The 22,779-nt window shown below is 55.3% G+C and carries 22 protein-coding genes; 16 read left to right on the forward strand and 6 right to left on the reverse strand.

What is annotated here, in order from left to right:
* Both ONB24_10955 and ONB24_10960 read right to left on the reverse strand, forming a co-directional pair.
* Positions 1-504 (reverse strand): type I restriction-modification system subunit M N-terminal domain-containing protein (locus ONB24_10955; protein ID MDZ7316634.1); only part of this gene is annotated, 504 nt, incomplete at its 3' end.
* Positions 505-647: 143 nt separating this feature from the next.
* Complete coding sequence (locus ONB24_10960) at positions 648-1,094, reverse strand: PGPGW domain-containing protein (protein MDZ7316635.1); 447 nt, start codon at positions 1,092-1,094, stop codon at positions 648-650.
* A 184-nt stretch (positions 1,095-1,278) separates the two neighbouring features.
* Here ONB24_10960 and ONB24_10965 point away from each other — a divergent pair, with 184 nt between their 5' ends.
* A complete protein-coding gene (locus ONB24_10965) occupies positions 1,279-1,866 on the forward strand; it encodes a porin family protein (GenBank protein ID MDZ7316636.1) in 588 nt (195 codons plus the stop codon).
* Positions 1,867-1,914: 48 nt separating this feature from the next.
* On the opposite strand, the gene ONB24_10970 is transcribed toward ONB24_10965, so the two are convergent.
* Together ONB24_10970 and ONB24_10975 are read right to left on the reverse strand one after the other, a co-directional pair.
* Complete coding sequence (locus ONB24_10970) at positions 1,915-2,607, reverse strand: YCF48-related protein (protein MDZ7316637.1); 693 nt, start codon at positions 2,605-2,607, stop codon at positions 1,915-1,917.
* Positions 2,608-2,731: 124 nt separating this feature from the next.
* The gene (locus ONB24_10975; protein MDZ7316638.1) at positions 2,732-5,500 is read right to left on the reverse strand and encodes an alpha-amylase family glycosyl hydrolase; all 2,769 of its coding nucleotides are present in this window, start codon (positions 5,498-5,500) and stop codon (positions 2,732-2,734) included.
* A 67-nt stretch (positions 5,501-5,567) separates the two neighbouring features.
* On the opposite strand from ONB24_10975, the gene ONB24_10980 reads away from it, so the two are divergent.
* Complete coding sequence (locus ONB24_10980; protein MDZ7316639.1) at positions 5,568-5,891, forward strand: MGMT family protein; 324 nt, start codon at positions 5,568-5,570, stop codon at positions 5,889-5,891.
* Here the strand turns inward: ONB24_10980 and ONB24_10985 are convergent.
* Entirely contained in the window at positions 5,888-6,550 is a 663-nt protein-coding gene (locus tag ONB24_10985; protein MDZ7316640.1) for an endonuclease III, read from the reverse strand. The genes ONB24_10980 and ONB24_10985 overlap by 4 nt on opposite strands.
* Between ONB24_10985 and ONB24_10990 the strand changes: the two genes are divergently transcribed.
* Positions 6,524-7,018: a QueT transporter family protein gene (locus ONB24_10990; protein ID MDZ7316641.1), complete on the forward strand. Its 495-nt coding sequence runs from the start codon at positions 6,524-6,526 to the stop codon at positions 7,016-7,018. The genes ONB24_10985 and ONB24_10990 overlap by 27 nt on opposite strands.
* Positions 7,019-7,290: 272 nt before the next feature.
* Here ONB24_10990 and ONB24_10995 read toward each other — a convergent pair whose 3' ends face one another.
* Positions 7,291-7,575, reverse strand: coding sequence for a YlxR family protein (locus ONB24_10995; GenBank protein MDZ7316642.1), 285 nt, complete (start codon positions 7,573-7,575; stop codon positions 7,291-7,293).
* A gap of 212 nt (positions 7,576-7,787) precedes the next feature.
* Here ONB24_10995 and ONB24_11000 point away from each other — a divergent pair, with 212 nt between their 5' ends.
* From ONB24_11000 to ONB24_11060, 13 genes are all read left to right on the forward strand, one after another.
* Positions 7,788-9,221: a hypothetical protein gene (locus ONB24_11000; GenBank protein ID MDZ7316643.1), complete on the forward strand. Its 1,434-nt coding sequence runs from the start codon at positions 7,788-7,790 to the stop codon at positions 9,219-9,221.
* 48 nt (positions 9,222-9,269) lie between these two features.
* Entirely contained in the window at positions 9,270-10,310 is a 1,041-nt protein-coding gene (locus tag ONB24_11005) for an ATP-binding protein (protein ID MDZ7316644.1), read from the forward strand.
* A 22-nt stretch (positions 10,311-10,332) separates the two neighbouring features.
* Positions 10,333-11,730, forward strand: a complete 1,398-nt coding sequence (locus ONB24_11010; protein ID MDZ7316645.1) for a sigma-54 dependent transcriptional regulator — start codon at positions 10,333-10,335, stop codon at positions 11,728-11,730.
* 293 nt (positions 11,731-12,023) lie between these two features.
* Entirely contained in the window at positions 12,024-12,434 is a 411-nt protein-coding gene (locus tag ONB24_11015; GenBank protein ID MDZ7316646.1) for a response regulator, read from the forward strand.
* A 587-nt stretch (positions 12,435-13,021) separates the two neighbouring features.
* Complete coding sequence (locus tag ONB24_11020) at positions 13,022-14,287, forward strand: fibronectin type III domain-containing protein (protein MDZ7316647.1); 1,266 nt, start codon at positions 13,022-13,024, stop codon at positions 14,285-14,287.
* 20 nt (positions 14,288-14,307) lie between these two features.
* Complete coding sequence (locus ONB24_11025; protein ID MDZ7316648.1) at positions 14,308-15,381, forward strand: T9SS type A sorting domain-containing protein; 1,074 nt, start codon at positions 14,308-14,310, stop codon at positions 15,379-15,381.
* A gap of 77 nt (positions 15,382-15,458) precedes the next feature.
* Positions 15,459-16,211: a polysaccharide export protein gene (locus tag ONB24_11030; protein ID MDZ7316649.1), complete on the forward strand. Its 753-nt coding sequence runs from the start codon at positions 15,459-15,461 to the stop codon at positions 16,209-16,211.
* Complete coding sequence (locus tag ONB24_11035; protein MDZ7316650.1) at positions 16,201-17,673, forward strand: Wzz/FepE/Etk N-terminal domain-containing protein; 1,473 nt, start codon at positions 16,201-16,203, stop codon at positions 17,671-17,673. Before ONB24_11030 ends, ONB24_11035 begins: the two co-directional genes overlap by 11 nt.
* A 21-nt stretch (positions 17,674-17,694) precedes the next feature.
* Entirely contained in the window at positions 17,695-17,937 is a 243-nt protein-coding gene (locus ONB24_11040; GenBank protein MDZ7316651.1) for a helix-turn-helix transcriptional regulator, read from the forward strand.
* Between the two features lie 10 nt (positions 17,938-17,947).
* Positions 17,948-18,943: an AAA family ATPase gene (locus ONB24_11045; protein ID MDZ7316652.1), complete on the forward strand. Its 996-nt coding sequence runs from the start codon at positions 17,948-17,950 to the stop codon at positions 18,941-18,943.
* Between the two features lie 16 nt (positions 18,944-18,959).
* A complete protein-coding gene (locus ONB24_11050; protein ID MDZ7316653.1) occupies positions 18,960-19,877 on the forward strand; it encodes a CpsD/CapB family tyrosine-protein kinase in 918 nt (305 codons plus the stop codon).
* 12 nt (positions 19,878-19,889) lie between these two features.
* The gene (locus tag ONB24_11055) at positions 19,890-21,383 is read left to right on the forward strand and encodes an O-antigen ligase family protein (GenBank protein ID MDZ7316654.1); all 1,494 of its coding nucleotides are present in this window, start codon (positions 19,890-19,892) and stop codon (positions 21,381-21,383) included.
* Positions 21,355-22,773 (forward strand): oligosaccharide flippase family protein, encoded by a 1,419-nt coding sequence (locus ONB24_11060; GenBank protein ID MDZ7316655.1) that lies wholly within the window; start codon positions 21,355-21,357, stop codon positions 22,771-22,773. Before ONB24_11055 ends, ONB24_11060 begins: the two co-directional genes overlap by 29 nt.
* The last annotated feature ends 6 nt before the right edge of the window (positions 22,774-22,779 follow it).

Genomic DNA, 22,779 nt, shown 5'->3' on the forward strand with positions numbered 1-22,779 from the left:
GTACTCGTACACGCGGCCGAGGACGTCCTTGGCGCGGCTCGCCTCGTCGCCGACCTTGATGTTGCTGATCAGGTCGATGAGCTGGCCGAGGCGCGTCTTGTCGAGCGCCGGGCGGGCATAGTCCTTGGGCAGCACGCCCTTGAGCGCCGGGTTGTCGCGCTCGATGGCGGCCATGGCGTCATCCACCAGCCGGCCGATGTCCGTCTGACGGGCGTTGGCCTTGAGGCGCGACCAGCGCGCCTCCGGCGGTACCCAGAAAATGTTGACCGCACGGTATTCGTCCGGGTCCTCGGAGTCGGCGCCCTGCGCCCGCTCGGCTTCGAGCCTGGCGTGCTGCTCCTCAAAGGCATCCGAGATGTACTTGAGGAAGATCAGACCGAGCACGACGTGCTTGTACTCGGCGGCGTCCATGCTGCCGCGCAGCGCGTCGGCCATCTGCCAGAGCATTGCCTCGTAGCCGACGACGGCGCCGGCTGCTTCTGCTTTGTCTTTTCTCTTCGCCATGCTTTCACCCGTATGTCCAGTTCTGGTCGCGAATCTAAAGACGTCTAATTCTTTTTTTTGCGGCTATAACTCAACGCGGATCGGCTTCATTTCCGCCCAATTCTTCGAATACTGCAGAAAAGTAAAAACGGCTTGGTTGTGATCTATTTCTCCGATTCAATGATCAACGGCGGTTTGCCGGCTTTGGCGCGCAGTTCATTGACCGCTTTTATGACTGGGGGACGAGAGATCAATCGGCGTTCCAAACCATATTTGCCGGGAAAATTGATCAGCATCAGACCGGCAATGATCGTCAGGATGCCCTGGCCGGGCAGCACCAGCATGGCAATGCCGGCGAGAATCACCACCCAACCGATCAAATTTTTTAGGAGTATCAAAAGCATACGGATGGCCGGATGACGCTTTGTGTTACGCCTTTTCCTGCGTTTGGCCGAAAAATAGTCTGCCGGCAGATGGATCAACAGCAACGGAACGGAAGCCAGAGTGCCGAAAAAGGCGACGATCGAAAAAACCATCAAACCCAGCAGCAAAACTTTGTGGGCGCGCATGAATTCGAATAGAAATCGCCCCAATTCAGTCATCGATTCCATGATTCTCTTTCAAACGGGCTTTCGGCAGCAAAAATAGGCATTCCGACGGCTAAATGCATCGATTTTTTTCAGTCAAAAATAAAGAATTATTTTTTTCTTTATTTTTGGGGAATTAATCGCTCTTAAAACACGTTGAAACGCGCACTAATTCACTGCATTATTCATTTTCCCAACGGAGGAAAAAATGAAAAAGTTCTTTTTGTTTCCGGCGCTTGTTCTGATGGTTGCCTTTCCGCTTTATTCGCAGGTTGCGGTCAATGTGTTTACCGGCTTGAGCTACTCGGCCTTTGAGGATCAGGAAGAATCGGCTTCGGCGATTCCTCTCGGGGTTGCGGTCGGTTATGCGGCCATGCCCAACCTCGAAGTGGGCGGCGAGGTCAATCTGGCGCTGCCGGGTTACGGCTTTGAAAGCGAATTCTGGGGCATGAAAATGACCTCGACCTTTAAGCAGAACCTGGTCGGAATTTTCGGACGCTATTATTTGGGTAAGGGCAACCTCAAACCCTTTGTCAAAGGCGGGCTGGGTATGTATTTCGGCGATGCCGAGGTTGAACTCAGCTATGAAGGAGAAAAGCATAAAGAAACCATAGATGTTAACAGCGCCTTGGGATTTAATCTCGGTGCAGGCGTGATGCTTAAGAAAGGTTTTTACGCTGAATTCAACTATAACATCGTTTCCCGCAAAGCCTCGGACAGCGAGTCGGGCGAAGAAAGCGATTCCTTCGGCATGAACACCTGGGCGGTGCAGCTCGGGTATCGATTCAAGCTGTAATACCTTTTTGATTGAACAAGAAGAAGGCGGCCTTTAAAGCCGCCTTTTTTATTTGATGACCGTCAGTTTCTTGACAAAAGGTCTGCCGTCAAGGCGCAGGCAGCAGAGGTAGGTGCCTGCAGGAACTCGATGCGCAAGGTCGTCTTCGAGATTCCATAGAATTGAATAGGTCCCCGCACCTTTTATACCGGATTCCAGTGCCCTTACTCGCCGTCCCAACAGGTCATAGATTTCCAAATGAACCGCTGCGGGATGCGGAAGCGAGTAAATCAGCGTGGCCGCACCCCGGACAGGATTACGCATCTGCAGCGGCTCGCCGAAAAGGCCCGCTGCTTCCTGCGTTTCTCGCTCGGATACTCTCGTAGGATCTAAGGCCGGATCGAAATACCGGCCGACACGGCCGTGCGTTTCGACCGCCCAAGCGCAGGATGGATCAACGAAATGGACATCGGACCAAGAACAATTTAACGGCACGGGGGTCTCCCGCTTCCATGTTTTGCCGGAATCCTGCGTATGAAGCACAAGACCTGACGAGCCGACGGCATATCCCTCACGGCGGTCGAAAAATTGGATGTCCTGCAGCACGTCTTCCGAAAGGGCGGCCTGCAACTGTTCAGTCCACGTTTCGCCGCCGTTCGTCGTCAGATGCAGCCGGTCATGCCTTCCGGCAATCGAGCCGATTTGCGCATCGAAAAATTGGACTCGGCAAAGCGGGAACTCGCAGTCCGCGCGGCATCGGATATCTCAATTGCCTGCAGCCGGCGCAAAGAACGGAACTGGTGCAAAAAGGCTGGGCGTGAATTTCGTTTTTGTCCCCCTTGTTTGTTCATAAATTAGGTTTGACCTTAGCGACCAGGTTTTTTCTTTATTTTATGCAAATCAATTTTATGCACTTGGTTGTCTGCGCGGCCTCGATTCGGCAAAAATAGACGCCGCTTGCCGCCGCCGTATCGTTTTCGGTTCGGCCGTCCCAAACCAGCAGGTGCATTCCGGACGGCAGAGGGCCGTGGTGCAGCATTTTGACCGTGCGCCCGCGGGCATCGAAAATCGTCACCCTGACCTCGGCGTCGCCGGGCAGATCGAATCGGATGACGGTTTCGCTGTTGAACGGATTGGGGCGGCTTTCCGCCTGCAACTGCATTTGGGCAGTGTCTTTGGGGCCGGCGATACCGGACGGATTTGTTCGAAAGATTTTGCGGTCGAGGAGCAACCGATATTGACCGGGGGAAAAGGCAAAAAGCGTATCGGTGTTGCGGATGGTCAGGCTGTCGCCGTTCAGGTCGTACCATTTTCCGCTTTTGGCAAGCGGCATGGATTTCTCCAACGGGATCACATCGAAATTGGCGGCCAAGGCGACGTTGAGCGAGTCGCTTGTCAGGCTCATCCATTTGAACGAGGCGGCGAAGGACGACTTGACCGCCGGGTTGATCATTTCCGGCCGTTTTTTCAGCCGGATAAAGGATGCGTAGGCATCGTAAAGGGCGCGGCGTTCGGGCACGTCGAAATAGTTCCAGCGGATCGGCTTTTCGCCGGTGCGGCCGTTGGCGTCGATGCTGACGTCATATCCCAGTTCGCCGAACTGCCAGATCATCTTGGGGCCCGGCATCAGCAGCAGAAAGGCCGCCGCCGCCTCGACGCGCTGCAGCGCCGTCCTGAGTTGGCGGACGTTGTAGCTGCCGCTGCGGTTGCCGTAGAGGAGGTTTTTCACCATCAGACGCTCTTCGTCGTGACTTTCCATATAGCCCACCAGCCGCGGCGCATCCCAACCGCGCCGGGTATAGAGTCCTGAGGAAAAATCGGATTTTCCGCCGTCGTGCCAGCCCATGGTGGCCTCATTGAACGGCGCGTTGAGATTCCCCCACAGCAGAAACCCGGCCGCCGCCAGCTCTTTTTCTTCGCGGTTGTCGGTAAAGTGTTCGAGGATCAAATAGACGTCCGGGTCGATCAGGCGGACGTTTTCTGCCAGCCGTTTCAGCAGCGCGATCCGTCGGCCGTCGTAAGCCCAGCCGTCCCCCGGCGTGTTGGTAAAGCCCTTGCTGAAATCGAAGCGAAAGCCGTCGACGTGATAGTCGCTCAGCCAATAGGCCAACACCCGATCGACATAGGCCTGCGTGGCCGGCGACTCGTGGTTGAAATCGTAACCCCAGGCGTAGACCGGATTAGGGGAAACCGGGTTGAGCCAGGGATTGAGGTGCTGTCGCCCTAAATAGAGCTTGACCAGCGGCGACTGGCCGTAACAGTGATTGAGCACCATATCGAGGATCACGGCGATGCCGCGGGCATGCGCCTCGTCGACCAAGCGCTTGAGGTCTTCCGCCGGTCCGTAATATTTGTCGACGGCAAAGTGAAAAGAAGGATTGTAGCCCCAGCTGCTGTTGCCCTCGAACTCGTTGACCGGCATGAGCTCGATCGCATTCACGCCGAGATTCTGCAGATAGTCCAATTTTTCGATGACGCCGGCGAAACTGTGTTCTTGCGTAAAATCGCGCACCAGCAGCTCGTAAATGACCAGCTGCTCGGCCGGCGGGCGTTGGAAAGCGGTCGTTTGCCAAGCAAAGCCCGCTTTCCCCGGCTGCAGGACCGAGACGATGCCGCTCGTCCTGCCGTGCGGATAGGGCTTCAGGTCAGCAAAGGTGCTGCGGCTGATGCCGGAGTCGTGCATGGGATCGAGGATTTTTTCGGCGTACGGGTCGGCGATGCGCCGGCGTCCGTCTACCCAAAACTGGTAGCCGTATTCAGCGCCGGATTGCAGATTGTCCAGTTCAAGCCAATACCTTTGACCGTCGGGCGTCGGCTGCATAAAGTAGTCGGGCTCGGCCTGCCAGTCGTTGAAATCGCCGATGAGATAGACAAACGAATGGTGGGGGGCAAATAAAACGAACCGGATGCGGTCGCCCAGGTCGGTGATGCCGTCACGGGCGTCTGCCGGCAGATCGATCGGTTCAGGATGGTAGACCAGGCAGGTAAAGGACACGACTTTTTCCCCATTGCCGTGAGCCTTCGCCGTAAAACGGTATTTCCCGACCTCCGAGCCGAGGAAGGTGTAAACTAACGAATCTTCCGCTGTCTGCGCCTTGAGCCGGCCGTCCTGCAGCAGCTCGATTTCTTGCGCTTCTTTTGCGACGAGCCGAATTTGCAGCGAGTCGCCGAGGCGCACAAAGCCGGTCGAATCAAAGGGCGAAAGCAGAGCCAGATCGAGACCCGGCTTGGCCAGCGGCAAAAAGATGTCGCCGCCGTCTTCCGTTTTGCCCTCCTGCTTGGCGTCGGCGCTGCGAAAGACAAAGGCCAGCTGCAGCACGGTTTCGTTCGGCGCGATGCCGTAATAGCTGCGGATGTGAAACCGGATGCGCCAGCGATCGTTGCCGAGCGGCGTCATTCGAGTAGCAGGGGTGTTTTGTCCCCATTGCGTCTTGACATGTTTCCAATCCGAGGGCGACACGCTTTGACTCGTGATCACGCCGGTATGGGCGTAGACCTCGGCGGCGCCGACCAATCCGGCATTGCCTTGGGTCGCGTCGTAAATGATGGTGATCGTGTCTTCGACGGTGACAAAGTACGGCGACCAGGTAAGAATTTGGCCTAGTCCCATACTGCAGGGAAGGAAAAGAAACAGAGGAATTGCAAAGCGCTTCATAATGACCTCGATGGGCAGCAAAGTGCCGAAGGGTTGCAAGTGAACTGCTCAATTCTTAAATTGTTCGGTGTCGTGCGAAAATGCAAACGGCTTTTTCAACGCCGTGTACCGGCTCGTCCGCCGCATACCGGCGGGGCGGGTGGCTACCTACGGCCAAATCGCCGCCATGCTCGGACATCCGCGCGCCGCGCGCACCGTCGGTTGGGCATTGCACGCTCTGCCGCATGACAGCGATGTGCCGTGGTGGCGGGTGATCAATGCCGCCGGACGCCCGAGCATCGACTGCATGGAACACAGCGCCGATCTGCAGCGACTGCTGCTCGAAAAAGAAGGCATCGTTTTCGACGAACGCGGCTGCACGGATTTGTCGCGCTTTCGTTGGCAGCCTTAAAAGGTGCCGGCGGAAGGACAGAGTTCGGCCAAGGGACAATCCCGGCAGCGCGGTTTTTGCGCTTTACAGAGGGAACGTCCCAGTTTCAACAGGTTCATGTGCAGCGAATAGGCCTTGCCTTTGGGCACCAGCGGCTGCATGAGATGATGCGTTTTCTCTGCCGAGGCGTTAGGCGGCACCCAGCCGAGGCGCCTGCAGATGCGGTGCACATGAGTGTCGACCGGAAAAACGTCGGCGCCGCAGCAGGCCATGAGAACGACGCTGATGGTCTTGATGCCGATGCCTTTGCGCGCCGTAAACAGCCTTTGCGCCTCTTCGGGCGGCAGGCTGCAGAGAAAGTCCAGATTCAGACTGCCGTAAGTTTCGAGCAGCCACTGCAGTACGCTTTTGAGGGTTTGCGCCTTTTGGTTGCCGAGACCGGCGGGGCGGATGGCGGCGGCGATTTCGGCGAGCGGCGCTGCGGCCAGTTGGTTCCAGTCGGGAAACCGCTCGCGCAGTCGGGCATAGGCGAGGTCGCGGTTGGCATCGTTGGTGTTTTGCGATAGTATGGTGAGAATCAAACTGTCGAGCGGATTGCACGAAGTATCGCGTTGCGGTTCGCCGAAAAACTCTTCCAACTTGTAGGTGGCCCAATGAACGTTCTGCAAAAGATCCTGCATAAAAAACCCATGACCCGAATAGTGACGCTATCTGCGATTATTGCGGCGCTCTACGCGGCGACCACAGTTCTGTTGGCGCCGTTCAGCTACGGTCCCATGCAGGTGCGCATCGCCGAGGCGCTGACGGTGCTGCCTTATCTGTATCCCGAAGCCATCCCCGGCCTGTATTTCGGCTGCATGGCGGCGAACATTTGGGGCGGCTATGGACCGATCGATATTTTCGGCGGCAGCGCCGTTACCTTAGTGGCCGCGCTGCTGACGTTTTATCTTCGGCGGTTCGGAAAACCGTGGCTGGCGCCGCTGCCGCCGGTCGTTTTGAATGCTCTGGCGGTCGGGTATTACCTTCATTTGCTTACCGAGACGCCGCTTGGGTTGAGCATCGGCATGGTGGGAGCGGGGCAGCTCATCGCCTGTTTCGGGCTTGGGCTTCCGCTCCTCTATGCGCTTTCCCGTCGGAATCTCTTTTGACAGGAATTTGCACAAGGAACGGGCAAAATTTGCATCGGTAATACCCAGGATTGCCGCTTCACTGCGTCCCAGCAACTGTCCCATCATATCCTTGGTTCCAAAGCGAAATGCGCGGACGTTTTCGATGTCCCGTTCCAAAAAACGCAGATGTCTTTCCGAGGCGTCCTCCGTCAAAATGATCAATTGCAGTTTGTTGCGATGGTATGCCGTTTCGACGGCGGTTTTACCGATTGCCAGCTTGCCCGCCTTGCGCGCAAAGCCGATGAGCGTTCTTATTTTGTTTTCCGGATCAGACACGTTGCAAACTCCTCTTTTAGCCTTTCGGCGTCAAATCGAACTGTCGCTTTTAGAGGGCGACTAAAGGCCCGCGATTTGATCGCCAGCTGCAGACACCTATTGTCGGCGCATAGATAGCCGCCGCGGCCGGGTAGAATCTGGCGCAGATCGAAAATCAGCTCTCCGTTGCCGCCGCATACAAAGCGGATGAGTTCCCGCTTCGGCCGCTTTTGCCTGCAGCCGACGCAAGTGCGCAGAGGTATGTGATGTCTTTTTACCATTTCTTCTGCAGGGGATGTCGAAAATAAAGTAACGGATCGGCGAGATTTTTCCAATACAAAAACTTTTCCCGGTAATAAAATAAGTGTTGCTTTGACTGGACAACCTGCTTATATTCATGATCGAATGATCATTCGATCGTTGCATCTGGTGAACAAAATAATCCGCTCAAAAAGTCCTTTTCCGCACGGGAACCGGCGCCGAAGCAAAAATCATGGTTGAGGTTGGAGAAAACATCTTTATCATCGACGGGCGTTACGTCATTCGCAAGACCAGTCGGAGATTGCGCGAGACGCTCGGCGCGGAAAGCGAAGCACAACTGGTCGGGAAGACTTGTTATCAGATTTTTTTTCATAAAGATCAGCCCTGCAAAAACTGCCCGGTTCAACGTTCCATTGCCAGGCGCGCGCCCCTACAGGAAGAGCTGATGGATCCGATTCGATTGAAACGCCGAGTAAAAGCGACGCCGGTCATCAACGGCGACGGCGTTTCGGCGGTGATCGTGGACTGCATCGATGAGCATACGGCCGCGGCGCTCTCCACGCTGGAACCGCATGCCGGCGGGCAAGGCCGGGAACCTATGCCGACCATCAAGCCGATGCCGGATGCCGAGCCGGTGCGCGCGGTCTTGGTGGACGGAAAATTCACCATTTTGTTCATGAACAGCGCCGCCAAAGCGCTGATGCCATCGGGATTACAGAGCGGTGTGGGGCACCTTCTCTTTTCCGTCCTGCCTTTCTATAATCAGCCGCAGGTGCGTTCTCTTTTGGAAAGGTTTGCCGGCGACCGCCGTCGGGAAAGTTTTTCCTTCCTTCATCCCCTTGCCTACGGCGGAGAAGCCGTAGAGTATACGTTCATTCGCCTGCCGTTGGCGGGCAAGCCGGATGCTTTGCTCCTGCTCAGCCGCACGAAAAGCAGGATGCAGGACATTCATTCCGACCTGCTGCATCGAGAAAAAATGCATCTGCTGAGCCGATTCGCGGCCAAGATTGCCCACGACTTTCGCAATTATCTTGCCCCCATGTCCACCGATATCGAATTTTTAAAGAGCGACATGATCAGCGTTACCAGTCTCGACGGCATGTTCGAGTTGTTGGAATATGTCGAAAAGCTGCAGGGCAAGATCAACGAGATGGTTTGCGCGCTGGAAACTTTGGAAGCGCTCAAGCCTTATCGGCCGGAAAAAGTGGAAGAGATCGACTTGGGCAAGCTGATCACTCGCGCCGCCGCTGCCGCGCTGCTCAGTCGTCCACATCCATATAACGACATCATCGTGGCGCCGAACGAGGCGCTGCCGACGATCATGGGGATCGAAACGCATCTGGAGAAAGCGCTGGTCGATTTGTTCCGCAGCCTGTTGAATATGGCCGGAGAAAACGGTCGCCTGCGCATCTCTGCCCACCCTTTGGACGAACAGAATGTACTGGCAATCGTTATTCAAGTCAACTCGCCGCTTGACGGCTTTGTCGATGTCGGGACGTTGATGAACGAATTTGTTTCGGGCAAAGAGCCTCTCATCAAAAACCGTCTCGGCTTTCTTACGGCATACGGAGTGGTGCTGAACCATAACGGGTCGTTGACCTTCTCTCGCAAAGAGAACGGACGATCGGAGATCATCATTAGGCTGCCCAGGCTGCAGAGGGCGTAATTCGTTTGAGTATAGCGCCGCTGTATCTGCGGCGGCCGGAGGGAATTCATGACGCCTCAGGAACTCAACGAGTTCCAGGAGCTGGTAGTCGATCAGGAGCTGCGCATCCGCGAATGGAGCGGCGGACTCTTTGCATATAAAGAGCTCGGTCGTGCGCCTGCGCCGGGGGGAAAACTATCCGACGTGCTTGGTCCCATTTGGGACGAAACGGTCAGGCAGCTTTGCCGCGAGGCGTTGGAAAAGGGTCGGACAGGCAATTTCATTTACGAGGGTCGGCACGACGGCAGCCGCATCTCATTGGATATCGAAGCCGCCCCGAAGGTGGAAAACGAGCACATCTTCGGTGTGGTGTTGACCATTCGCGACGTGACTGTTGCCAGACGCTTCGAACAGCATCAGGTGCTGCGGGAGCGGATGAAGATCGTCGGCAGATTGGCGACGCAGATTGTCCACAGCATGAACAATCCGATTGCCGCGGTGCTGAATTCTCTGGGCGGTTTGCTCATGGAAGACTTTACGCGGATGGAGCCGAAGCGGCTGCAGCAGGAGCTCAAAGCGGTGCAGGAGCAAATTTATCAAATCGCTTTGGTCACCAATTCCCTGGCCGCTTTTGCCGGCAATTCGGAACAGAATTTCAAGCTGATCCAGCCGAACCGTATTGTGGAAAATACGGTGCATTTGATGCGGCTCTTGTACGCTTCCAAACCGATCGATTATCGGTTAGAGTGCGCCGAAGATCTGCCGCGCATTTTGGGCAACGAAGTGACGCTGGAACAGGCGCTGATCAACATCTGCCGTAATGCCGTCGAGGCGATGAACTATGAAGGCGTCCTGACGATAACAACCGGAAAAGATCCGCAGTTTACCGATTTCATCAACATTACTGTATCCGATACGGGAAACGCCATCCCAGAAAGCGAGCGAATGGCGGTTTTCGAACCTTTCTACACGACCAAGGAGGGACACCAGGGATTGGGATTAACGGTTTGTTACGGCATTATTTCCAGCCACAACGGAAATATCGAAATCACTGCAAATTCGGACAAGGGTACGGCAGTCATCATCTCTCTGCCGATTGCGAAAATCTAAGGAGGAGAAGGGTCATTTGTCTATGCAGCAGGAAAAAATATTGATCATCGACGACCAGGAGCAGGTGCTCAAGTCAATCGGCGAGCTGTTGAAACGTTCCAACTACCATTGCATCACCGCAAAAAGCGCTGCGGAAGGCATGGTTTTGCTGCAGAAAGAGCGGCCAATGGTGGTCATTACCGATCTGCGTATGGAAAAGGAAAAGTCGGGCATAGAAGTGTTGGAACAGGCCAAGGCCATCGACCCCGAGGTGGTTGTACTGCTCTATACCGCTTACGGCGATGTGGCGGTGACGCGCGAAGCGTTTATCAAGGGCGCGTTCGATTTCATCCCGAAAGTGATTCAAACTCATCACGACATTCTGGTGCCGGTGGAACGGGCGTTCAAATTTGCCCGCGTCGTCAAGGAAAATCGGCTGCTCAAAAGCCAGCTCAATCTGGAGCAGGAGAGCACATTCTTCGGCGCCGTCGCCGTCAGCCGAGTGATGCTCGAGCTGTTCGAAAACGTCAAGCGGATTGCGCAGACCCAGGCGAACGTCATGATCATCGGCGAAACCGGCACAGGCAAAGAGGTCATTGCCCGCGGTATTCACCATTACAGCCGGCGCGCGAGCGAATCGTTTGTGCCGGTGGTCATCAGCGCGTTGCCGGAAAGCCTCTTGGAAGGGGAACTCTTTGGCCATGTCAAAGGCGCGTTTACCAACGCCACCACCGACAAGCCGGGGCTTTTCGAGGCCGCCGATAAAGGAACCATCTTTTTGGACGAAATCGGCGAAGTACCGATCGAACTGCAGCCCAAGCTGCTGCGGGTGCTGGAGGAGCGCAAAGTGCGGCGCATCGGCAGCGTGAAGGAGCGGGACATCGACGTGCGCATCGTCAGCGCCACTAACCGCGACCCCCAGCAGCTGATCGAAGAGGGCAAGTTGCGCTCCGATCTCTTTTATCGGCTCAACGTCGTCAGCATCGAAGTGCCGCCGTTGCGCGAGCGCCGCGAAGATGTGCCCATTTTGGCCTACCATTTTCTCAAGAAATTCCGCAGCCAGGGTCTGGTAGAAGTGGAAAAGTTTACGCCGGAAGCGCTGATGGTGCTGCAGGAGTACAATTGGCCGGGAAACGTGCGTCAGTTGCGCAATGCCGTGGAAAGTGCTGTTGCCGTAGCCACCACGCCTGAGATTCGTGTTGAAGATCTGCCGGCCTTTTTGCGACCCGCCCAGCGCAAGGTGATCGTCGATACCTCGGAGAATCTCGACTTTAAAACCGCAAAAGAGCAGTTGATCCGCAATTTTGAGCGGCAGTATCTGGAAGAGTTGCTGAAAAAGCACAACAACAACATCAGCAAAGTCGCTGCAGAAGCAGGTTTGAACCGCAAGTCCATCTATCGCATGCTGGAGGATCTGAACATCGAGATCCGAAATAAATAAGTCGGCCGATCTGCTATAACTTTAATAATCCCGCATCCTGCGGGATTTTTTTTGTCCTTTTCATGAACGCTTGCATCATTTTCCGGAACCGCTTGTGTGGATTGCATTAACCGTTTTGCGGCATTTGAGTGGCATCGGCGCCACAACCAAGGCTTGCGGCCGGAAGAGGAATCGTTTTAATTGCATAAGAAACAAAGCAGATAACGATAGCCGGCGTGCAGATGATGCCGGCATGATAATTGAAAAAGGCATCGCGTACACAGAGATTCAACGAACCATTCTGAGGAACGATCATGGAAAGGGCGAAGACGATAGTTATCGGCACCTTGGATCATCAGATTTTCGCAAATCTGAACACGCATCTGGCCTCCGCCGCATATGAGGTTCGACTGGTGCAAAGGGGGTTGCGCATTCTTTCAGAAATTCTCGACCAGGAAGTGGATCTTTTAATTTTGGATCTTGATTTGGCAGGAGTGATCGGCATCGAAATTTTGCCGTTGATTCGCCGCCTGCGGCCGCGGTTGCCGATCATTCTCATCACCGACGATCTGAATTTGCGCATTCGTAAAATGGCGGCTGAACTGGGGGTCAGCTATCAGGCTTACAAACCGGTCACCCCTTCGGAAACCGAGGCGATCATTACGGCCGCAGAACGACTGATCGAAAAAAGCTCTTCCCTCAGCTGCCCGGCAATTATGAATTAAGGCCGCCGGTCGACTCGCCAAGTCATCCTGCACCGGCGGCCCGGGTCGCTCAGGAGAACAGACTCCGGCGACGCAAAAATTTACGCATTTCCACTTCTGTTGTCAATTCAAAACATCTCAAGACATTACTTTCCTCCTTCCAATGACTGCCTTCCCCCCTCGGAAGGCAGTTTTTTTAACAACTGTCCCCTTCTCCTCTTTTTCTGCTGAAGAAGTGTTGACCAACAGGGACAAAAGGCAGGTGAAACGGGTGCTTCCATGGTCGATGTGCTTTCCTCATGAGTGCATATCGGTTTTTGAGCCGGGTTATAAGATTTTAATTATTAATAAATAATGATTGGCCTGAAATAATGTGGACCAAGCTTCTCAATGGACACATACCGTTTGGCATAGACTTGGCTTTAAAGGGGCTGAGTGAAATCAAAAGCTGGTCGATAGGACTCGCCAAGTCATCTCTATTCGACCGGCCGGGTCGCCTGGGAGAATGATCGTGCGGACAAATGCGCAAACGTCCTTGTCTCATCGGCATTCTTCCCGAACAGTCGCTTGTGGAGAGCAGAATGAGGATTTTCAAAAGGAGGTTGTTTATGAAGAATGCCGGATCGGCTGCAGCGTTACGGTTGCAGAAAAAGAAGGTTTGGCTCGGTTGGGTCTTGGCAACGGTTCTCTTCTTTTTCGCCTCTGAATCTTTCAGCGGCAGCCTCATCGCTACATGGAATCCCAACAAAGAAGAAGACCTTGCCGGATACAAAGTTTATTACGGTACGGAATCCGGCAAATACACGGTGGAAAAGGATGTCGGCAACCAGACCGTGTTTGTGGCCGAGAACCTGACTGACGGCCAGACTTATTATTTTGTCGTCAAAGCGTATGACTTTGCCGGCAATCTCAGCGGTCCCTCGCAGGAGGTGAGCGGAGTGCCCGGAAAACCGATCCTGGTAGCGCTCTATCAGCCCAACGGCATCAAGCTGGTATGGACGCCGATCGCCGAAGCGCAGAGTTACCAGGTCTACAAAGTGGACAAACCCTACGAGCCTAACGGGATTTTGGCCGCCACGCTGACCAGCGCGGAAAAAGAATATTTCGATCAGGACTACAAGGAAAGCAGTGGTAAGGAATGCTATTATTATGTGCGCGCGCTGAAAAATGGGCAGCCGGTCTATGAGTTCGAAAGAGTCGGCGCCTACAGTTTTAATCTGAAAACCGGTTTGAATTTGGTCTCTTTGCCCCTCGTCCCGGCCGATTCGACGGTTCAGGCGGTTTTCGGCGATCAGTTGACCGGCGGCGAAGGCGCACCCGAAGCCGATCAACTGCGGCTGTGGAAAGGCGACCAATACTATACGGTGTGGTATTACAAAGGTCCGGCTGCACCGCAGGGCAAATGGGTCGATGCCGCTACAGGTCTCGAGTCTAAACAGGTGATCGATCCGAACATCGCCTTTTGGGTCAAGATTCAAAAGGGTCACCAGGACAGCCTGGTCACGCTGACGGGCAAAGTTCCGGTTGATTCCAATCGGGTTATTCGATTAGCGAAAGGATTCAACTTTGTCGGCTCTTGTTATCCTTCGGTCGTCTCCTTAAAGGATACCGAGCTTTACCAGGACGGCGTGGTGAAAGGCGGTTTGGGAAGCGGCAATTCGGATATTGTCAGGGCCTGGGCTGACAGCGCTTATGTGAGCGCTTGGGTGGTCGACGGAACCGGCGGACCATTGGACGGCACCTGGATGGATCAGAGCGGCAAAAAGGAATCATCCATCCAATTCCAGCCGGGAAGAGGTTACGTCATTTGGATCAAAGGGGATCGGTCGAACACGGTGTGGACCTATCCCAATCCGATGTATAAAAAAGAATAGCTGTAGAGGAGGAAAAAACCATGAAACGCTATAGATGGATTTGCGCTTGTCTCGCTCTGATGGTGTTGAGCGGGGCATCGACGGCCGGTGACTTTAATGCGAGCTGCACCGGCGGAATCACCCAGGCATGGGATCAGCAGTTCTCTGCAGAAGGCAATTTGGTCCAGTTGATTTGGGTCGGACCGAACGGAAAGATTGATCCGCCGAACGCCGACGGCCCCAATCTCGGCGCCCCAGGCGGCGACGATGTGTTTATCCGCGACACCTACATCGGCCACGGCTATTTGGCCGGCTATGCGTACGGTCGATTCGACAAGCTGTTTTCTCATTCTCTCATCCAGCCGGGCGCCATTGTGTATTTGCGCGCGTGGGATGTCCCCCAGGTGACCAATATCAACAACAGCTACGGCAACTCTGAGCTCTATCAAATTCAAACGGCCGATGAATTCGAATCGCATGACTTTGCACCGTTCGCCATTTACAAGTATTTGAACGGAGAAACGCATCCGGTTGAACTTTCGGCCTTTAACGTGGCGGCGGTTGCCGGCCGGGTGATCATTACCTGGACGACCCAGTCGGAATCGCAAAACCTCGGCTTTCACATTTTCAAGAGTCAGTCGCCCACGGGCCAAAAGATCCGCGCCAATAAAGAGATGATCAAAGGTGCGATCAACAGCGCTACGCGGCAGGACTATTCTTGGGAAGAGCCGATCGACAAGGACGGCGAGGTGTGGTACTACTGGCTGGCCGATGTGGCGGTCGACGGCACGATGCGCTTCTACGGTCCGAAACGTGTGGAAACGATTGCCGCTCCCAAGTACTACTCTTTGGAGCAAAATTACCCGAATCCCTTCAATCCTTCCACAACCATCACCTTTAATTTGAAGGAGCCGGGTCGCGTACAGCTGAGCGTGTACAACCTGCGCGGTCAATTGGTGAAAGAGCTGGTGAACGAGGAACGCGTCGCCGGTCAATACTCGGTGGAATGGAACGGACTCGACGGCAATGGAATGCGTGTTCCCAGCGGGCTCTATTTTTACTCGATTCGCGTCAACGAGTTTGCCGAAACGAAAAAGATGGCATTGACCAAGTAAGGCTTTCGGGGTCGGTTGAGATGGCGCCGACCCCTTTTTTGAAGATTTTTACTAAATAATTTTTTAATCAAGAGGACATGATGCGGAGCAGACTCTGGGCAGTTGCGATGATGGCGTTTCTTTCGTGCGCCATCAATCCGCAAATCCAGGTGCGCGAAGAGGCGGAAGAGGTGCATGAAGCGCCGAAACCGGCGGCCCGTCAGTCACTGACCACGCCGGTCATCGAAGAGGACTATCGTATCGGTTACGGCGACGAATTGGAGATCAAGTTCTTTAACAACAGCGAATACAACGAGATCGTCCAGGTTCGGCCGGACGGCAAGATCAGTCTGCAGCGACTTGGAGATCTGCGCGTTGTCGGCATGACGATCAGCAAGTTGGACGACCTGATCACCCAGGCGTATGCGGACATTCTGGTCGACCCGGAGGTCACTGTTTTTCTGCGCAGTGCCGGCGGCAGGCGTGTGTACGTTATGGGACAGGTACAGCAGCCGGGAGGCTACGAGCTGGTGCGGGGCATGTCGGTGTTGAGGGCGATTGCCGCGGCAGGCGGCCCGACGAACGGCGCAAAAATGAACAGCGTCATGCTGCTTCGCCGCGACGAGCAGAACGGCGTTACGGCTTCGCGTCTCGATCTGACGCTGAACAATAACGCCGCCAGGCTTGCCGCAAACGATCTGGCGCTGCAGGCATTCGATCTTGTCTATGTTCCAAAAACTTTTATTGCCGACGTCGACGCCTGGGCAAGCCAGTTCTATCGCATCGTCCTTACGCCGCTCGACGTCTACAGCCGAGCCGTTTACTATCAACGGGCTTTTGATGGAAAATAGCCTCTACAGAAATATGATTGCGGAAGATGCTCTCGATCGACCGTTAACGTTTTCCGCCCTTTTGACGATGATGAGGCACAGAGGGAAGGTCATTCTGGTGTGGCTGGCGGCGGCCGTTCTCGGTTGCCTGTTCTACTATGCCCTGCAAAAGCCGGAATACGAAAGCTCCGCCAAGGTGCTGGTCAATCATGTCGACGACTATGAAAAGCAGATCGGTGCGCCGAGCGGACGTTCGTCCTACGATCCGGTAAGCACCGAAATTTCGCTTATCAAGAGCCGTTCTACCCTTGAAAAAGTGGTCGAGGAGATTGATTTGGGATCGACTAAAAAGCAAAGGGACAGCGCCGATGAAAGAACTCGGCAAGTGGAGCGTCTGCTGCGCGAGCTGAAGGTCGAACGCGAAAAGGACACCAATGTGTTGATCATCACCTTTCGCGCCGACGATCCTTATACGGCAAAAGAGGTGGTCGACTGCGTCATCCGGCAATATCAGCAGCAACGGCCGCGGCTCAGCCGCGACGAGCGGGCATTCGAGTTTTTCGATCGTCAAATTGCCAGGCTCAAGAGTACCATCGACAGCCTCGAATACAACGGACTGCAGTTTCGCAACGCCGAAGCGGTGCTGTTGCCCGATCGGCAGTCGGATATCCTTTTTGCCTCGATGGCGGATTTTGATCGGGAGTTGACGCGCGTACGGGCGCAGCGGATCGCACGCGAATCTCGCCTGCGGGCGCTGGAGGAGCAGGGGCAAAACGGCAACGAGTCGGCCGTTGTTTCGCTCTCCGACGGCGAATGGGGTCCGGCCGAGCATTTGAATCAATTGCGTCAAAACCTGCTGCAGCTGCAGAATCGCCGCAACACACTGCGGCTCAAGTACACTGAAAAGCACCCGGAGGTTCAGGCGGTTCTGCAGGATATTCAGAACACCGAGAGGGAAATTCAACGGCAAATTGCCTCAATGATCGAAGCCGAACAGACGGCGGTCCGCATGCTCAAAGCTCAGGAAAGTGAACTGACGCGCAGCATGAGCGAGCTGGCCGGAAAAATTTCCGACTTGTCGCGCAAGGAATATGAGCTCGGCAGACGGACGATCGGCATCGACGAGCTGAAGCAGGTCTATGCCGCGCTGCTTCGCCACCGTGAGGAGGCGCGTTTGGCCGCCGACAAAAAAGAGTACTTGGTGCAGGTGCAGGTGGTTGATTGGGGAAATCTGCCCACAGCCCCCTGCGGTCGGAGCATCGTCGTGCTGTTGGCCCTCTTTGTCGCCTGCGGGTTATGTGTCGGATTTGCGTGGGTCATTGCAATTGAACACCTTGACCGGTCGATTTACTCGGTCGATGATGCAGAAGCGGCTACCGGTTTGACGCTGATCGCCGTGGTCTCCGACGATCCGCGCATCGCTGCTCTGCATCCGCCGACCAAACGGCCGCTTGCCGAACCGGCAACAAAAGTTTATCAATAAAGTCAAAGAGGAGTTAGGGTCATGCGCAATCAGCTGAAAATCAAGCGCTGGGAAAGCGGCATCAAGCAATACGAACTGGCGATTCTGTTGGGCTGTTCGTCCACCTATTTGTCCATGGTGGAGAACGGCCGCATCGAACCGACCGAACAGTTCAAAAGCAAAGCCGCCGAGATTTTCAACACGACGGTGGAGGAACTTTTTAGTCCGACCACCCGCTTTCGCGTCCCTGAAGCGGCGGTATTCTCTGCCAATCTGAACGAATGAGAGGATAATCATGGTTCTCAAGTACTTTAACCTCAAACAAGAGCCCTTTGCCAACACGCCGGATCCGCGCTTTCTCTTTCGCAGCGCCTCGCATCACGAAGCGTTGGAGCGGTTGACGGCAGCCGTCAGCTTGCGCCGCGGCATCTGCGCCGTGGTGGCGGAGCCAGGGTTGGGCAAGAGCACGATTATCCGCACCCTGCTCGAGGGTTTGAACTCCCAAGTCAATTTCGCCTGGGTGTTCAATACCACCTTGAATCCGACCGAGCTGCTGCGTTTCATCTGCCGCGATTTCGGTCTCATTCCCACCGGCAAGGACAAGGCTGACCTGCTGATTGAGCTGTACACCTTTCTGGTGCGGGAGCATAATAACGGGCGCATCTCTTTGTTGATCGTCGATGAGGCGCAGAATCTTTCACCCGAGGCGCTCGAAGAGATTCGTCTTCTCTCCAATTTGGAGACCAAATCGCACAAGCTGCTGCAGATCATTCTCTCCGGACAGCCGCAGCTCGATGTCTATCTCAAACAGCCGGAAATGATTCAGCTCAGGCAGCGGATCGCCTGTCAAGTCAACTTGGCGCGCCTGACGCCGGAAGAATCCGCGGCTTACATCTGCCATCGCCTGGCTGCTGCGGGCGCAAAGGATGTGTCCTGGTTTACTCGGGAAGCGATGCAGCGCATCGGTCGGCTGTCGGAAGGCATTCCGCGGATCATCAACCAGATGTGCGACGCGGCGATGACCGTGGCGGCAACAGAGCACCGGCCGCGCATAGAGGAAGCCTTGATCGACGAGCTGCTGCAGAGGGGCGTCATCATGGCGCCGCGTTCAAAGGCCTCCAAGCCGATGCCCCCGAAAAGTGCCGTTATTCCCAAAGCAGCCGAGCCGCCGATTCGTACTGCTGCCCCGCGAGACGCTGCACCGACGGTTAAACCGCGAAAGAGCATCATTTGGGAAAAGAAGGATCTTTTCGACGCCGTCGATTTGACCGAGCTCCTCTCGGTTATTTGAATAGGAGGTCACTAGGATGAGCTATGTTCATGAAATTCTTCACGAAGCCGAAGGTCGCCCGCGTACGGCAACGGCCGTTCGACAAGAGATCAACGGCGGTCTCTTTGTTCTGTCCATGCCGCGCGAAATAACCAGCGACTTTTACGATTTGCGGGAGCATATCCGCATTCTCAATCTTCGGCAGAACGTCCAGGTGCTTTCCATCGCCGATACGACTGCCCATGAAGGATCGGCGACCATCGCCACCTACCTTTCCTTTTTGCTCGGCGGCGGCATCCTTTCACGCTTGAAGGAAAAGCAGACCTCCGGCGGCGCCATGGAACGGCTTTGGGACAAGAGCGAATGCGATCAAATCTTTACCCAGGACTTTCGTCGCCTGACGTCGCAGCCTCCTGTAAGCGGCGATCTGTTCTCCGATTGGCAAAAGCAGACCGATTCGCCGTTTGTTCGACCTAAAGAAAAACAGGGCGTGCTGCTTGTCGATGCCGACATGGCGACTCCGTCCATTCATCGCTTTTTCGGCGTAAGCGTGGAAAACGGCTTGGCCGAATTGATCGAAACTCAGGGTGATTGGCGCGAATCGGCACGACCGGTAACGGACAGCAACCTCTGGGTACTGACTGCAGGCAAGCCGCGCGTCAATCCGGTCGAGCTGTTGAGCAGCGATGCGTTCGCTCAGCTTCTGGAGACGTGGCGGGCGGAGTTTCAGTATGTGGTCTTTAACTCGCCGGCAGTGCTGACGCGTGTGGAGGCCTTGACGCTTGCCGCGGCCGTGGACGGCGTGATCATTGTCGTGCGCGCCGGTTTGACGCGTTGGGAAAGCGCGCAGCGCGCGAAACAGCGCTTAACCGCCGCTCAAGCCAACCTCCTCGGAGTCACGCTCAACCGGCGCAAACTGGACATACCCGACGGTCTCTATCGCCGCTTGTTGTAGGGAGAAGATTTCATGATTACGGCACAGACGATTCCAGGGCAAAGGCTCGGCCTGCAGACGATGACGGCAGCCGCTTTAATCGGCTTGATCGGCCTCATGGTGCTTCTCAGCCGCTTTTCCATATGGCTGCTGTTGTTTACGGCGATCGGCGCCGCAGCTTTGGTTGCCTTTGTCCTCTGTCCTGAACGCCGACGCGTCTTGATCGCCGTCTTGATGATCGTTGTACCTTTAAATATCGATTACACCTTTCTGCGGCGGCCCAGCCCTGGCGGCGCCGACGGCCTCATTTTGAGCCTGACCGACATTTTAATGGTCCTGCTGCTTGTCGCGACTTTGCTGCAGAATCGTCGCCGCGACAGACAGACGGCTTTTCCGGTCCTTCTGCTGCCCTCCTTGGCGCTCCTTACGGCTTATCTGTTGTCGATGCTGCGCGCGGCCGATCTGCTGTGGAGCAGCTTTGATCTGCTGAATCTGATCAAAGCCATTCTTTTTTTCTGGCTCTTGTCAGATCACATTCGCAGCCGCAGAGATTTGCAGTTCGTTCTTGCGGGCCTTTTTATCGCCTTGATCCTCGAAACGGTCTTGGCCAACCTGATGACTTTATATCCGCAAACCGTCAAATGGCTGGCTGCAGCCAAGCTGGGCGTCTCGAAAGAGCTGATCGAATCCAAAGAATATCTCGAAACCTATTACCGCTCCGGCGGCACCATCGGCAATCCCAACCATTTGGCGCGGTATCAGGGATTCATTCTGCCGCCGGCGATGGTCATTGCGTTGACCGAACGCCGCAGCGGTATCTATCGCCTGGCCCTGCTCGCCTCGTTGATCGGCGTCCTCGGCATTCTCGCTACCATGACGCGCAGCGCCTGGATCGGCCTTGCGATTTCGATAGCCGCGATCCTTTTCCTACTTATACGGCGTCGCCTGTTTACGATGCGCGCGGCCGGCCGCATCGGCGTCTTTTGCCTGATCGGATTGGCGCTTTTTATCATCTTTTATCGTCCAATCGTCGATCGTCTGTTCGGCCCTGATAACGGCTCCGCTCAGACGCGAATCACCACGTCAAAGGTTGCCTTGGCCATTCTCAAAGACTATCCCGTTTTCGGCTGCGGGATCAACAATTATGGTACGCTTTTGGACGAGTATTGGCTGGCAGAGGATGTCTTTACCCGCAAAGCGCCGGTTCACAACAACTATTTAATTTACGCCGTCGAACTGGGTCTGGTTGGTTTAGCGGCTTATGTGATGCTGCTGGCTGCAGCAGGAAAACGCATGTGGCGCGCGGTACGTTTGCACGATCCGTTTCTTGCCGCAACGGCCATCGGAATCGTTGCCGCTTTCCTGGCCTACCTGTTTGAAGCGTTGACGGACAAGAGCTACAAAGAGTGCTACACCTTGCTGCTGACCTTTTGGGGACTGCTGGCTCTGGTGGAAGCGATGCTGCGCATGGATCAGAATTCAAGGGGAGGTGCGGACGATGAGCGTCGCGCGACGATTGGTTTTTAACACCGGCGCCCGTTCGGCAGCGGAATTCATCAACCGCGGCGGCACCTTTCTCTTTTGGATGATGACGGCGAGAACCCTCGGCGCCTCGGCGCTCGGTTCACTGGCTTTTGCTCTGTCGCTTTTCAACCTGTTCAATAACTTTTGCCATTTGGGACTGACGAACGTCGTCGTGCGCGAAGCGGCGCGTTCGCCCCAAAAAGCCGGTCTGTATTATAGTCACAGCCTCATGCTTTTCGGCGTGACGTCGCTGGTTTCAGCGTTGGGGATGATCGGCTTGGTGCTGGTCATGCGACCGCAGCCGGATACGATCTTTGCTTCCATTGCCCTTGCGGCGGCATTAGTGCCGGCTTCCACCTTTTTTGCCGGTCGCTCGCTGCTCTACGCCGCCGAACAGCTGCCGAAAGTATCCCTCGCCTATACCGGAGAAAGCCTTTTCAAGACTGTCTTCGGCTTGGCGGCGCTGCAGCTCGGCGCTGATGTGCGGACGATTGCCGTGATCATTGCCCTCAGCAAGGTTTTACCGACGATCATTCTTTTGCCGTATGTGCGCCGGTTGGTCAAGCCGGAATGGCGGTTGGATGCGCCGACCCTACGCTCTCTAGTGAGCATGATTCCTTCTTTTTCACTAATCAACATCAGCAACAGCCTCTTTTGGACGGCCCCGACGCTGCTGTTGACCAAGCTTTGCGGTGAAGCGGCGGCCGGCATTTATAATGCAGCGCACAAGGTGGTGGATTTGACTCTCTGCATTCCAAACGCCTACGGGCAGGCTATTTTGCCCACGGCCTCGAAAATGCTTGCCGCCAAACCTCGGCACTTTCGCTTCCTGTTCGTGAGGTCGCTCAAATACATGTTCATTGTGACCGTTGCGCTTTCGGCAATGATTTCCTTCGGCGCCGAGCAGATCATTCGGCTCCTCTACGGTCAATATCTGGCGGCCGCCGCTTTGGTGCTCAAGCTTCTTGCCTGGCTGCTCGTACCGTTCAGCTTGGTGCCGATTTTTTCCGCCGCCCTTTTGAGCGGCAACCTGCAAAAACACGATTTGGCTGCCAATGCGGCGGCAGCCGCGACGGCCGCTGCAGTGGTGACGCTCGCCGCGCCGTACCTGGGACCGGCAGCTGCTGCGGCTGCCTACCTTGCAGGCGCAGCCGTTTTTATGGTCATCGAGTGGTTGTCCGTATATCGACGGCTCTTTCGATTCTCAATGGCCTGCCATCTCTGGCGGCCCAGCCTCGGCGCACTGCTGATGATCCTCGTGTTGACCGGCGGCTTGCTTCCGGCGCTTGGTAATTTGGTTGTCGGCGCAGGCGTTTATCTGGCTTTTCTCGCACTCAGCAAATCGATTACGCGGTCCGAGTGGCTGATGATCAAAAATCTGCAAACGGTTTAACGGAGA

This window comes from candidate division KSB1 bacterium (genome assembly GCA_034505495.1).
Classification (GTDB): Bacteria; Zhuqueibacterota; Zhuqueibacteria; order Residuimicrobiales; family Krinioviventaceae; genus Fontimicrobium_A.

Excerpts from the sequence above, each read along its gene's own strand:
- ONB24_10965 (MDZ7316636.1), top strand. The coding sequence starts at position 1,279 with ATGAAAAAGTTCTTTTTGTTTCCGGCGCTTGTTCTGATGGTTGCCTTT.
- ONB24_11060 (MDZ7316655.1), top strand. The coding sequence starts at position 21,355 with ATGAGCGTCGCGCGACGATTGGTTTTTAACACCGGCGCCCGTTCGGCA.
- ONB24_11020 (MDZ7316647.1), top strand. The coding sequence starts at position 13,022 with ATGAAGAATGCCGGATCGGCTGCAGCGTTACGGTTGCAGAAAAAGAAG.
- ONB24_11010 (MDZ7316645.1), top strand. The coding sequence starts at position 10,333 with ATGCAGCAGGAAAAAATATTGATCATCGACGACCAGGAGCAGGTGCTC.
- ONB24_11000 (MDZ7316643.1), top strand. The coding sequence starts at position 7,788 with ATGGTTGAGGTTGGAGAAAACATCTTTATCATCGACGGGCGTTACGTC.
- ONB24_11030 (MDZ7316649.1), top strand. The coding sequence starts at position 15,459 with ATGATGCGGAGCAGACTCTGGGCAGTTGCGATGATGGCGTTTCTTTCG.
- ONB24_11025 (MDZ7316648.1), top strand. The coding sequence starts at position 14,308 with ATGAAACGCTATAGATGGATTTGCGCTTGTCTCGCTCTGATGGTGTTG.
- ONB24_11005 (MDZ7316644.1), top strand. The coding sequence starts at position 9,270 with ATGACGCCTCAGGAACTCAACGAGTTCCAGGAGCTGGTAGTCGATCAG.
- ONB24_11055 (MDZ7316654.1), top strand. The coding sequence starts at position 19,890 with ATGATTACGGCACAGACGATTCCAGGGCAAAGGCTCGGCCTGCAGACG.
- ONB24_10960 (MDZ7316635.1), bottom strand. The coding sequence starts at position 1,094 with ATGGAATCGATGACTGAATTGGGGCGATTTCTATTCGAATTCATGCGC.
- ONB24_10990 (MDZ7316641.1), top strand. The coding sequence starts at position 6,524 with ATGAACGTTCTGCAAAAGATCCTGCATAAAAAACCCATGACCCGAATA.
- ONB24_11040 (MDZ7316651.1), top strand. The coding sequence starts at position 17,695 with ATGCGCAATCAGCTGAAAATCAAGCGCTGGGAAAGCGGCATCAAGCAA.
- ONB24_11050 (MDZ7316653.1), top strand. The coding sequence starts at position 18,960 with ATGAGCTATGTTCATGAAATTCTTCACGAAGCCGAAGGTCGCCCGCGT.
- ONB24_10975 (MDZ7316638.1), bottom strand. The coding sequence starts at position 5,500 with ATGAAGCGCTTTGCAATTCCTCTGTTTCTTTTCCTTCCCTGCAGTATG.
- ONB24_10985 (MDZ7316640.1), bottom strand. The coding sequence starts at position 6,550 with ATGCAGGATCTTTTGCAGAACGTTCATTGGGCCACCTACAAGTTGGAA.
- ONB24_11035 (MDZ7316650.1), top strand. The coding sequence starts at position 16,201 with ATGGAAAATAGCCTCTACAGAAATATGATTGCGGAAGATGCTCTCGAT.
- ONB24_11045 (MDZ7316652.1), top strand. The coding sequence starts at position 17,948 with ATGGTTCTCAAGTACTTTAACCTCAAACAAGAGCCCTTTGCCAACACG.
- ONB24_11015 (MDZ7316646.1), top strand. The coding sequence starts at position 12,024 with ATGGAAAGGGCGAAGACGATAGTTATCGGCACCTTGGATCATCAGATT.
- ONB24_10995 (MDZ7316642.1), bottom strand. The coding sequence starts at position 7,575 with ATGGTAAAAAGACATCACATACCTCTGCGCACTTGCGTCGGCTGCAGG.